Origin of the sequence: Nocardia salmonicida (assembly GCF_036142455.1) — a bacterium.
Classification (GTDB): domain Bacteria; phylum Actinomycetota; class Actinomycetes; order Mycobacteriales; family Mycobacteriaceae; genus Nocardia; species Nocardia salmonicida.
Genome location: NZ_CP108014.1, coordinates 1,955,725 through 1,967,935 on the forward strand (window position 1 = coordinate 1,955,725; position 12,211 = coordinate 1,967,935).

Genomic DNA, 12,211 nt, shown 5'->3' on the forward strand with positions numbered 1-12,211 from the left:
TCAGCCCGCGCTCAGCGCCGCCGCTGCCGCGGTATCGATGCCGGCCGCGGTCGCGACCGGCGCCGCGATCGTGGTCACCGCGTAGATGGCCTTGGCGAACTCTGCGAGGAAGGTGTCCATCACCTCGGCGGGTAGGCCCGCGGGGTAGCGGGTGGACACGTAGAGGCCATCGGGACCACGCACGATCCAGAAGTACACCTCGTCGGTGGAGTACGACACCGCGCGCAGCGTGCGTCCACGCAGGTCAGCGACCAGTTCGTAGTCCGGCAGGATACGGATGTCGAGGAACGAGGCGCCGTAGGTCGGGCCTTCCGTCGCACCGACCATCGCCAGCGAGCGTCCCCAGGAGGCGTCGTTGCAGTGGCGGGAGCGCTTGAGCGCGGTGCGGGTCTCGTCCAGCGCCACGGCCATGTCGGCACCGGCGGGCAGGGTGACATCGACCGGCACGACATTGACGAACCAGCCCATCGACTCGAGCCAGGTCAGGTCGGGTCGGGTCACGATCGGCATCACGGTGCGGAATCGGTTCTCGCCGAAGGTCTCACGAGTGGCGATGGCCAGTGCGGCGAACACGGTCACCGAGAGCCGGTGTTTGACTCGTTCCAACGCTTCCTCGACCTCTTCGAGCTGCGCGAGGGAAAGGAGCGTGCGCGAGACACTGGGCTGGGCGTGTTCATCGTCCAACACGGCGACCCGGTCGGCGGCGAAGCGGGGCATGGGAGAGCCTGGGGTGCCGAGGAATTCGCGCCACAGTGCGACCGCGGGCGAGTCGGGGGTCAGTTCCTCGGCCGCGGCGCGCTCGATCACGGCATAGTCGGCGGGACTGCCGAAGGTGGCCGAGTCGCGGATCTCGCCGCCGGTGGTGACCGCGGCGTAGATGGTGCGCAGCTCGAGGATGAGCACCGCCTGGGAGTAGGCGTCGAGGACCGAGTGATCGGCGCCGACCAATACGGTGAAGTCGGCGGTCTCGTGGGCGACGGTGGCGACCAGCAGATGCGGCCAGACCAGCGGGGACAGGCGCAGTTCCAGTAGCTCGCAAAGGTATTCGTTGATCTCGTCACCGTCGGTCGGATCGGCGACCGGAACGCCGGTGACTCGGACGGTGCCCGGGGCGGTGGTCACCCGGTGGTAGCCGCCGTCGCCGGTGGGGGCGACAGTGGTCCGGAAGCCCTCGTGGCGATCGTGCCACAGTTGCAATGTGGTCGCCCACGCCTGCTCGTCGAGTGGGGCATCCATTTCGAAGATGGTGCCGATCCAACGACCGCGGCCCGGACGGGGGTCTTCGGGGTCGATGAAGCCGAGATACTGCTCGTGCACGCTGGCCAGCGGACGCTGGTCGTCGGTCCAGGTATCGGCAGTGATGGTGGCGGGAGTCCAGATCGACAGATCGCCGGAGCGAATTCGGAATTCGGACAGATGTGTGTATTCCATACCGGGTCACCTCAAGGGGGAAAAACAGGCCGAGAACGGCACGAACGAACAGGGACTGGGTGACCGCAGAAGCGTCACCGATGTTGCTCTGGATACCGCACCGGATGCTTCCGGCGAACCCTGGGTTATCCGCGAGTCTACAGCTTATAACTGTATAGATTTGTGAAATATTACTTAGTCACTAATAGATGATGTGAACAATATCACTTTCATTTCGTGTCGATTCTCCGACATGAAACAGGCGTCTTCAGGTAATGGACGTTTGGTCGACACTGTCCCGATCAGTCGGTGGGCGGCCCGAATTCGGGGAGCACCGTGCCGTGCCGCACGACCCCGGACAGGCCGGGCAGCTCGGTCGGCGTCTACCAGGTGCGGAACCCGTCGTAGCTGTCGCTGAAGTAGTACCGACCGTCGGTGTAGGCGTCGAGGTAGATGCGATGGCCGCCGCCGGGGAGGGGGACCACCGACTGGCCTTCGCGTGGACCGCCCCAGCCCGCCCAGTCACCCGTGGCCACGAAAGTGAAGGGGCCGAGCGGGCGATCGGCGACGGCCAGTTCGATCAGCTTGGAGTCCTCGTTCTTCACGAACGCGAAAAGTCGCCCGTCCAGTCGTTGCAGTGTGGTGTCGATGTATCCCAGCGAGCCGGGCCCGCTCGGACCGAGGCCCAACAGGGGCAACGGCGGCGCCCATGTCGTGAGTCCGGCATCGAGGGGGATGAGCAGATGCGGAGTGAAACCGCGACCCCAGGTGAGCGAGACGATGATGCCGACTCGGCCTGCTGCGTCGGCGTACCACTCCGGCGCCCACGCACCCTCGAGTCGTCCCGGCACGAGGATCGGGACGTTGGCGAGGAACGTCCATGTGATCCGGTCTCGACTGCGTGCCAGCCCGATCGCGGTCGCGTCACCGGCGATCGTATAGGTGAGGTAATAGGCGCCGTCGGTATGCAACAGCACGCTGGGATCGCGGACCAGGCCGGTTGGTGGGGTGAACGCGTGCTCGCTGACCGGAGAGAAATCGGTACCGTCGCTCGATTCGTACACCGCGAGCGTGGTATCGCTGTCGGCGCGAAAAGCCGTCATCGTGTAGCGGATCGGGGTGCGTGGCGGGTCGATGCCGACGCCGGGGCCGAGCGAGGATTGTGCCCTGGCCGTTCCCGCGGCGAGCAGTGGCAGCCCGGCGAGCAGCGCGAGTGCAGATCGTCGGCCCACTGTCATCGCCATGACCAGCGATTATCCGGTCGAATCGCTACGCGGCGCGGGAGGCGCGCCGATCAACGGGTAACAGCGACGGGTTCGGCGTCCGCGTCGACCGGGGAGGGGTGTACCGGCAACCGGGCGTCGACGATCAGCCCGATCAGGCCGAGCGACAGACAGATCGCCGAGACGGTGATCGCGATCGGGTGGGTGCCGCCGACCAGCGAACCGGCGAGCACCACCGTCGCGATCGTGCCCGGCGCCGAACCGACCAGTGTCGCAACGAGATAGGGCCGGACCCGCACCGAGGACAGGCCGCAGCAGTAATTGACGATCGAGAACGGCGCCATCGGGATCATCCGCAGCGCGGCCACCGCGAGCCAGCCGCGCCGAGCCAGCCGCTCGTCGATCGTGCGCACCGCCGGATGCGTCAGGTGTCGGGCGACTCGGTCGCGGCCCACCGCGCGGACGCCGAGCAGAGCCGAGGTCGCGCTCACCGCCGTCGCGCCGAGAGCGATCACCGAACCGAGGATCGGACCGAACAGCACGCCACTGGTCACGGTGAGCACGGTGCGCGGAACAGGGGCTACGGCGACCACCGCATAGAAAAGGAAGAACAGCAACGGCAACAGCGGCCCGGCGCCACCGGCCCAGTCTCGGATCTGCTGCGGGCCCGGCAACGGAACCAGCATCGCCACCACGAACAGCGCGGCGAGCCCGGCCATGGCGATGAGCAGGCGCGGGGAGCGGATCAGTCGAGACACCCGGGTAAGCGTACCGGCCGGTAGGGGATGGCCCGAGTGGGTGGACACGCTGTCACAGATAGCATCATCGGGGAACCGGATACATCCTGGTTCGCTGTGGGCCCGTTTGTGGGATTTCACGGACCGGCAGCACACCGGGGTGCGGTCGTCGAACGGAAGAGAGAACAGCAGCTATGCCGATTGGTTCAGAGTCCGGGGCGGGGCTCGCACCGGATCCGGTGCCCGAGTACGCCGCGTGGCGCAAGGGTGTGGCGGGTGTGCTGGCGAAAGCGCGACGGGTCGAGGCTTCCGAGCTCCCCGCCGAACCGGAACATCTGCTCGATGAGACCACCTATGACGGGCTGACGATCGCCCCGCTCTACACCCGCCGCGACGAGCTGCCCGAGCAGCCGCTGCCCGGCGCCTTCCCGTATGTGCGCGGTGGCGACGCCACGCGTGATCCGCAGCGCGGCTGGTTCGTCGGCGCGTTCGCCGGTGCGGACGACGCCGAGGCCACCAACCGGGCGATCCTGACCGGTCTGGAAAACGGCGTGAGCGCGATCGCGCTCGGAGCGGGCACCTATGGTGTCCCCGTCGACGACATCCCTGTCGCACTGCGTGGCGTGCTGTTCGAGCTGGCTCCGCTGACGCTGGTGGCGGGTGCGGCTGTCGGCGCCGCCGCCGAGCAGGTGTACGAACTACTCGACGCGTATTCGATCGCCGATCGCGCGCAGATCCGCGTCGGCCTCGGCGCGGCCCCGCTGACGAGTGCCTTCACCGGTGCCGAAGACCTCGATCAAGCAGGGACTGTCGCACTCGCCGTGCAAGCGATCGCCCGGCCCGAGACGGTCCGCGCGATCACGGTGGACGGCATCGCCTTCCACAACGCCGGTGCCGCCGACGCACAGGAAGTGGGCGCCGCCGTCGCGGCCGGTCTGGCCTACCTGCGTCTGCTGACCGCCGCCGGGGTGGACATCGCCGACGCGTTCGGTCAGCTCGAGTTCCGCTTCGCGGCCACCGACGATCAATTCGCCACCATCGTGAAGTTCCGGGCGGCACGACGGCTGTGGGCCCGAGTCGCCCAGGTCTCCGGTGCTCCCGCCTTCGGCGCCGCTCCGCAGCACGCGATCACCTCGGCCGCCATGATGACCCAGCGTGACCCCTGGGTGAACCTGTTGCGCACCACGCTCGCCGCGTTCGGCGCCGGCGTCGGTGGCGCCGACTCGGTGACCGTGCTGCCCTTCGACGCGGCGCTGCCCGCGGGCGAACTCGGCGTCTCGACGACGTTCTCCCAGCGCCTGGCTCGCAACACTCAGCTGCTGCTGCTCGAGGAATCCCGTCTCGGGCACGTGCAGGACCCGGCTGCCGGTTCCTGGTATGTCGACAAGCTGACCGACGAACTCGCCGCCAAGGCCTGGGAATTCATGCAGGAGCTCGAGTCCGCCGGTGGCTACCTCGCCGCGCTGGACGCCGGTGTGCTCGCTGCCCGGATCGCCGAGACCGCCGCCGCGCGCTCCGCCGACGTGGCCCATCGCCGGACCGCGGTCACCGGAGTCAACGAGTTCCCCAACCTCGCCGAGACCCCGCTGTCGGAGCAGGCCCGCGAGCCGGGCCCGAACGTGCGTTACGGCGCAGCCTTCGAAGCGCTGCGCAACCGCTCCGATGCCTACCTGGCTGCCAACGGCGCTCGTCCGAAGGCGCTGATCGTGCCGCTCGGCTTGGTCGCCGAACACAACGCGCGCACCATCTTCACCGCGAACGTGCTCGCCTCGGGCGGCATCGAGTCGGTGAACCCCGGTCCGCTCACGGTCGACGCGATCGCCGCCGCCGCCACCGAATCCGGTGCGCGCATCGCGGTGCTGTGCGGTGCGGACAAGCGCTACGGCGAGCAGGCGGGAGACGCCACCGACGCCCTGCGCGCCGCCGGAATCGAGACCGTGCTGCTGGCCGGACCCGAGAAGGCGGTCGAGCAATTCAGCGGGACGCAGCGTCCCGACGGGTACCTTGCCCTGCGTATCGACGCGGTCGCGGTCCTGTCGCAGCTGCTGGAGAAGGTGGGAGCCTGATGACCACATCCGATATCGAGCACGTCATCGGCAGCTTCGCCGAGGTGCCGCTGACCGACCACGCGCCCGCGCCCGCCGACGTCGACGCCGAGCAGGTGCGCACCTTCGTGGCCGATGCCGCGACGGCCAACCACACCACTGCCGAGCAGCTGGTCTGGTCGACCCCCGAGGGCATCGACGTTCCGCCGGTGTTCACCAAGGCCGACCGGGATGCCGTTGTCGCACAGGGCTATCCCCTCGACACCGTGCCCGGCGTCGCGCCGTTCCTTCGCGGCCCGTACCCGACCATGTACGTGAACCAGCCGTGGACGATCCGCCAGTACGCCGGCTTCTCCACCGCCGCGGACTCCAATGCCTTCTACCGCCGCAACTTGCAGGCGGGCCAGAAGGGCCTCTCGGTCGCCTTCGACCTCGCCACCCACCGTGGCTACGACTCCGACCACCCCCGCGTCCAAGGTGATGTCGGTATGGCCGGTGTCGCGATCGACTCGATCCTGGACATGCGTCAGCTCTTCGACCAGATCCCCCTGGATCAGGTGTCGGTGTCGATGACCATGAACGGCGCGGTGCTGCCGATCCTGGCGCTCTACGTGGTCGCCGCCGAAGAGCAGGGCGTGACGCCCGAGCAGCTGGCCGGAACCATTCAGAACGACATTCTGAAAGAGTTCATGGTCCGCAACACCTACATCTATCCGCCCAAGCCCTCGATGCGGATCATCTCCGACATCTTCGCCTTCACCAGCGCGAAGATGCCGAAGTTCAACTCCATCTCCATCTCGGGCTACCACATCCAAGAGGCCGGTGCGACCGCCGATCTGGAGCTGGCCTACACCCTCGCCGACGGTGTGGAGTACATCCGCGCCGGCATCGCCGCGGGCATGGATGTCGACAAGTTCGCACCGCGCCTGTCGTTCTTCTGGGCCATCGGCATGAACTTCTTCATGGAGGTCGCCAAGCTGCGCGCGGGGCGTCTGCTGTGGAGCGAGCTGGTGTCGAAGTTCGAACCCAAGAGCGCGAAATCGCTGTCGCTGCGGACACATTCGCAGACCTCGGGCTGGTCGCTGACCGCGCAGGACGCCTACAACAACGTGGCGCGCACCTGCATCGAGGCGATGGCCGCGACCCAGGGACACACCCAGTCACTGCACACCAACGCGCTCGACGAGGCACTGGCCCTGCCGACGGACTTCTCCGCCCGCATCGCCCGCAACACCCAGCTGCTCATCCAGCAGGAATCCAACACCACCCGCCCGATCGACCCGTGGGGCGGCTCGTACTACGTCGAGTGGCTCACCCACCAGCTCGCCGAGCGGGCTCGCGCCCACATCGCCGAGGTCGAGGCGCACGGCGGTATGGCACAGGCGATTTCGGAAGGTATTCCGAAGCTGCGCATCGAAGAGGCCGCCGCGCGGACCCAGGCGCGCATCGACACCGGCCAGCAGCCGGTGATCGGCGTGAACAAGTACCAGGTCGAAGAGGACCACGCGGTCGAGGTCCTCAAGGTCGAGAACTCGCGGGTGCGTGCCGAGCAGATCGAGAAGCTGGAACGGCTTCGCGCCGAACGTGATTCGGTCGCTGTGGAGCGGGCACTGGCCGAATTGACCCGTGCGGCTTCGGCGACCGAAGGCGGCATGGAGAACAACCTGCTCGCGCTCGCCATCGACGCGGCGCGCGCCAAGGCCACCGTCGGTGAGATCTCCGACGCGCTGGAGAAGGTCTACGGCCGCCATCAGGCCGAAATCCGTACCCTGTCCGGTGTGTACCGTGACGAAGCAGGCAAGGCCACCAACATCGGCGCCGCCATCGCGCTGGTCGAGGAATTCGGCGAGGCCGAGGGGCGTCGTCCCCGCATCCTGGTCGCCAAGATGGGCCAGGACGGCCACGACCGCGGCCAGAAAGTGATCGCGACGGCGTTCGCCGACCTCGGCATGGACGTCGACGTGGGCCCGCTGTTCCAGACGCCCGAAGAGGTGGCGCGCCAGGCGGCCGACAACGACGTGCACATCGTCGGTGTGTCCTCGCTGGCCGCTGGTCACCTCACGCTGGTGCCCGCCCTGCGGCAGGCACTGGCCGATGTCGGTCGCCCCGACATCATGGTCATCGTCGGCGGCGTGATCCCGCCCGGTGACTTCGACGAGCTCTACGAGGCCGGTGCCGCGGCGATCTTCCCGCCGGGCACCGTCATCGCCGACGCGGCCATCGATCTGTTGAAGAAGCTGGGCGCGGCACTCGGGCACGAGATCGGCGGCGGCACAGGCGAATGAGCGACGCCGCACAGGTAGCCGGGGGTGCCGACGCGCACCCTCGGCTCGGGACCACCGCGGGCGTCGGCTCGCCACGGAACGAGGGGCGCACCGCCGTGGGCGTTCGCCGGATGATCGATGTGGACGCGCTCGCCGAGGAGGTCAAGGCAGGGCAGCGCTCGGCGCTGGCCCGCGCGATCACGCTGGTCGAATCCACCCGCTCCGATCATCGGGAACTCGCGCAGCAGCTGCTGCTGCGGGTGGCGGCGGAACCGGGCAGCGTCGTCTCGAACCGGGTCGGCATCACCGGTGTCCCCGGCGTCGGCAAGTCCACCTTCATCGACGCGCTCGGTATGTACTTGCTGGCCAAGGGACATCGAGTCGCGGTCCTCGCGGTCGACCCGTCCTCGACCCGCACGGGCGGGTCGATCCTCGGTGACAAGACCCGCATGGCCCGGCTGTCGCTGGAAGCCGACGCGTTCATCCGGCCGTCCCCGACGGCGGGCACCCTCGGCGGCGTAGCCAAGGCGACCCGCGAAACGATCGTTCTCCTGGAAGCCGCCGGATACGACGTGATCCTCGTGGAGACCGTCGGCGTAGGCCAGTCCGAGGTGACCGTCGCCAATATGGTCGACGTGTTCTGCTTCCTCACCCTGGCTCGCACCGGAGATCAGTTGCAGGGCATCAAGAAGGGCGTGCTGGAACTGGCCGAACTCGTCGCGGTCAACAAGGCCGACGGCAAACACGAGATCGAGGCCAAAGGCGCGGCCCGCGAACTGGCAGGGGCGCTGCGCCTGATCCACCCGCACGATGCCCTGTGGAAGCCACCGGTGCTCACCATGAGCGGCCTGGAAGGCATTGGCCTGGACAAGTTCTGGGGCACGGTCCTCGATCACCGGCGGGTGCTCACCGACGCGGGCGAATTCGCCGAGAAGCGCCGCCGCCAGCAGGTCGACTGGACCTGGACCATGGTCCACGATCAGATCCTGCGCCGCCTGGCCGATAATCCGAACGTGAAAGATGTTCGCGCGCAGGTGGAATCGGCTGTCCGTGCTGGAACGCTCACCCCCGCTCTCGCTGCCGAACAGATCCTCACGGCCTTCGACCGGAGCTGAGACACCTGCCACGGTGCCCGCCGGTAGCTGTTGGTGGCGTCATCGAGTCGCCCCTAGGGTGATCGCCCGGAATTGTGGCCTTCACGTGGGAGTTTGTGGATCATAGTCTGATTCCGACCACTTTGCCAGCTGTTGTCTGAGCCGATTTTCAAGGATCCTCGGAAGTGGACGTCGAGAGCTGACGGCCGAGGAGGCAGTGATGACGATCTTCCGTACGAATCGGATGATGAGCAGCGACAGGACGCCCGAACGGGCGATTCTCGGGGGCGACGGTCGTTGGCGGCTCACCTGGCTGCCGGAACTCGGCTTGACGTCCGACCAGGCGATATCAGGTCTGAGGCTGGACGAGATCCTCAGCGACCCAGCCCTGGTCTATGACCGGATGGCGCTCGCGGAGGCCACCACCTGCGCCGACCGCATCGGCATCATTCTCGAGCTCGCGATGGTGCGACTCTGGAAGCGAATGATCACCACCATCGCGCTCTGCGGGTTCGTGGCGACCCGATGTGGTCGACTCGCATGACCGGGTCGGACTCTCACAACCAGCGGATACGTCGGAAGACGACGATCAAGGCGGTGCAGATGGCGAGCATGACGATCACCGTGGCGGGGTAGCCCCAGGTCTGTCTGAGCTCGGGCATGTAATCGAAGTTCATGCCGTAGATGCCGGCGATCATGGTGGGGACGGCCAGGATGGCGATGTAGGCCGAGATCTTGCGCATATCGGTGTTCTGCTGGACCGCGATCTTGGCCACGGCGGCGCCGACGAGGGTGGTGAGGGTCTCGTCGAGGTCGTTGATGCGTTCGGCGACACCGCTGTGGTGGTCGGCGACATCGCGCAGGTAGCGCCGCACTTCCTTGGGCAGGGGCGTGCGCGGCGCGGTGAGGGTTTGCAGCGGGGCCGCGAGGGGGCGCACGGCGCGACGCAGCTCGACGATTTCCCGTTTGAGCTGGTAGATCGCCTCGATGGGGAGTTTGCTGCGCGGGCTGAACAGCTCCTCTTCCATGGACTCGACATCGAACTCGACCGCCTGGGTGACATCGATGTAGGTGTCGACGACGTGGTCGGCGATCGCGTGCAGCACTACGCCGGGGCCGAGTGCGAGGCGATCGGGTTCGGTCTCGAGCCGGTGCCGGACCGCGGTGAGTTCGTTGTGTTCGCCGTGGCGGACCGCCACGACGAAATCGGCGCCGAGGAAAACCATGATCTCGCCGGTCTGCACGATCTCGCTGACGATGTGCATATCGTGCTCGACATAGGCGACGGTGCGCATCACGGTGACCATGGTGTCGTCGTAGCGTTCGAATTTCGGGCGCTGTCTGCCGGTGACGGCGTCCTCGACGGCGAGCTCGTGCAGGCCGAATGTCTCGGCGACCTCGCCCATCTGCCGCAGGTCGGGCTGGAAGAGGCCGATCCACACGAAACCGGTACCGCGCGCGCGGATTTCGGCCAGGGCGGTCTCGGGGGTGAATCGGCCGGGTAGACGGTTGCCGTCGACGTAGGCGGCGCAGTCGATGATGGCGCGCGCGGTCGGGACCGAGGGTTTGGGGACGACTTGCGCCCGGCGTCTACCGCGCGACAGCAGCGGAGAGCCTGATACCACGGCCCCGATGCTGCGCCGGGGCGCGAGGCGAGTCGATGAGACGTGAGGGTCGTCGACCATCGTTTCACCTCGCTCTCTTCGATCGTTGCGCAGCATCCCACGGTGGCCGACGCGGACGCAACCGAACCGAGGGGTCTTCGGGCCTTGGCCGATCCGACTCGTCGCGCGTGGACGGATTCGACACCGGCGCCCAGCGTGAGAAAGGCACCCTCGGCTCGTCGACGCCCTGGTGAACTATCTCACCGCACCATGACAACGCGCGAATGCCTGCCTGTCGCGCCGTCGGGGAACGGGGTGGCTCTGGCGTCGGTCTGGACCTCGCCGGTGGCATCGACCGCGCGCACGCGAAGAGAGTGGGTGCCCGGCGAGGCATCCCAGGTCCAGGTCCATTGGCGCCAGGTATCGAGGGAGTAGGCCGTGGCGAGTGTGGTTGGCTGCCACGGGCCGTCGTCGACCTGGATCTCCACGGCGCTGATCCCGCGGCCCTGGGCCCAGGCGACGCCGGCCACGGTCACGGCTCCGGCGTCGAGGTGGGCGAAGGCTGCCGGGACATCGATCCGGGACGCGGTCTTGACCGGTGCCCGCGGCGCCCAGTCGCGTTGGGTCCAGTACGCCTCGGCGCGGTCGAATCGGGTGAGTTCCAGGTCGACAACCCATTTGGTGGCCGAGACGTAGCCGTAGAGGCCGGGCACGATCATGCGGGCCGGGTAGCCATGGGCGACGGGCAGCGCTTCGCCGTTCATCGCGACGGCGAGCAGGGCGTCGGGGTTGCCGCGCACGGCAGCCAGTGGTGTTCCCGCGGTGAATCCGTCGATGCTGCGCGACAGGATCATGTCGGCGTCGGCGGAAGGGCCCGCCTCGGCCAGCAGATCGGACAGACGATATCCGGTCCACAGCGCGGTGCCTGCGAGATCACCACCGACCTCGTTGGACACGCAGGTGAGCGTGATGAGCGACTCGACGGCGCGCCTGGCGCTCAATTCGTCGAAGTCGAGACGTATTTCGCGGTCCACCATCCCATGGATGCGTAGCCGCCATTGCGCGCGGGTCAACGACGGGAGCTGTAGCGCGGTGTCGACCCGGTAAAAATTCGTTGCGGGGGTGATGAATCGAGTGAGTCCGGGAATCGCTCGGTCCATCTCGGCGGTGACCGGCAGGGCCGGATCCGCGACCCGGGGGAGCACGAAAGCCGCCCGGTCGGCAGTGATGTCGCGCAGTCGGGTACCGATGACCCGCCCCGCCGCACCCGCCGCCGCGGCTCCTGCGGCCACCGCCGTCAGCGCGAGCAGGAAGCCGCGCCGCGTCGGCCCCGCCTGCTGGGCGCCCTCCGACGGCACGAGGAACAGCGCGCACAGCGCCGCGATCCCGGCCATCGCCCCGACCACCGATGGGACAACGAAAAGCGGTGTGGCAGTAGGGCGGAGCAGGGCCAAGCCCGCCACAACTACACCGAGCGCGCCCAGCAGGCCCGCCGCCGAGGCCAGGCTGCGGCGGGCCACCAGACCGATCATCGCGGCAGCCACCGCCATCACCAGGCCCATCGTGACGGCCAGAGCCACCTTGTCGTTAGCCCCGAACCAGCGGATGGCGTTGTCTTTCAACCACTTCGGTGTGTGATCGACCACGGTGGCACCGAGGACGAAAAAGGGAGAAGAGGCCGGATCGACGAACACGGCGACGAGGTGTCCGACCCCGAGGACGAGCGCTGCCGCGGCCGTCGCGGCGGCTGCCGCGGCGAGACGGCCCGGATGACGATGGGTGAAACCTAGTCGGCGAACCATGCTGTCACTCCTGGTGTTTCGAGTGTCGGCAC

At 67.8% G+C, this 12,211-nt stretch carries 9 protein-coding genes; 4 read left to right on the top strand and 5 right to left on the bottom strand.

The genetic code is table 11. The annotated features are described in order from the left end of the window. From OHS03_RS09235 to OHS03_RS09245, 3 genes are all read right to left on the bottom strand, one after another. Positions 1-1,431, bottom strand: a complete 1,431-nt coding sequence (locus tag OHS03_RS09235) for a condensation domain-containing protein (RefSeq protein ID WP_328662346.1) — start codon at positions 1,429-1,431, stop codon at positions 1-3. A gap of 362 nt (positions 1,432-1,793) precedes the next feature. Continuing rightward, a complete protein-coding gene (locus OHS03_RS09240; RefSeq protein ID WP_328662347.1) occupies positions 1,794-2,654 on the bottom strand; it encodes a glycoside hydrolase family protein in 861 nt (286 codons plus the stop codon). A gap of 50 nt (positions 2,655-2,704) precedes the next feature. Next, entirely contained in the window at positions 2,705-3,391 is a 687-nt protein-coding gene (locus OHS03_RS09245; protein WP_328662348.1) for a TVP38/TMEM64 family protein, read from the bottom strand. A 173-nt stretch (positions 3,392-3,564) separates the two neighbouring features. Here OHS03_RS09245 and OHS03_RS09250 point away from each other — a divergent pair, with 173 nt between their 5' ends. From OHS03_RS09250 to OHS03_RS09265, 4 genes are all read left to right on the top strand, one after another. After that, a complete protein-coding gene (locus OHS03_RS09250) occupies positions 3,565-5,436 on the top strand; it encodes a methylmalonyl-CoA mutase family protein (protein WP_328662349.1) in 1,872 nt (623 codons plus the stop codon). Next, entirely contained in the window at positions 5,436-7,700 is a 2,265-nt protein-coding gene (scpA, locus tag OHS03_RS09255; protein WP_328662350.1) for a methylmalonyl-CoA mutase, read from the top strand. The genes OHS03_RS09250 and scpA overlap by 1 nt, the downstream gene beginning before the upstream one ends. A 110-nt stretch (positions 7,701-7,810) precedes the next feature. Then, the gene (gene meaB / locus OHS03_RS09260) at positions 7,811-8,794 is read left to right on the top strand and encodes a methylmalonyl Co-A mutase-associated GTPase MeaB (protein WP_056817716.1); all 984 of its coding nucleotides are present in this window, start codon (positions 7,811-7,813) and stop codon (positions 8,792-8,794) included. A 199-nt stretch (positions 8,795-8,993) separates the two neighbouring features. Further along, on the top strand, positions 8,994-9,317 hold the full coding sequence (locus tag OHS03_RS09265; protein WP_328662351.1) for a hypothetical protein: 324 nt from the start codon (positions 8,994-8,996) through the stop codon (positions 9,315-9,317). Positions 9,318-9,330: 13 nt separating this feature from the next. On the opposite strand, the gene OHS03_RS09270 is transcribed toward OHS03_RS09265, so the two are convergent. After that, on the bottom strand, positions 9,331-10,458 hold the full coding sequence (locus OHS03_RS09270; RefSeq protein ID WP_328662352.1) for a magnesium and cobalt transport protein CorA: 1,128 nt from the start codon (positions 10,456-10,458) through the stop codon (positions 9,331-9,333). 179 nt (positions 10,459-10,637) lie between these two features. Further along, on the bottom strand, positions 10,638-12,179 hold the full coding sequence (locus OHS03_RS09275; protein WP_328662353.1) for a molybdopterin-dependent oxidoreductase: 1,542 nt from the start codon (positions 12,177-12,179) through the stop codon (positions 10,638-10,640). Between the last annotated feature and the right edge of the window lie 32 nt (positions 12,180-12,211).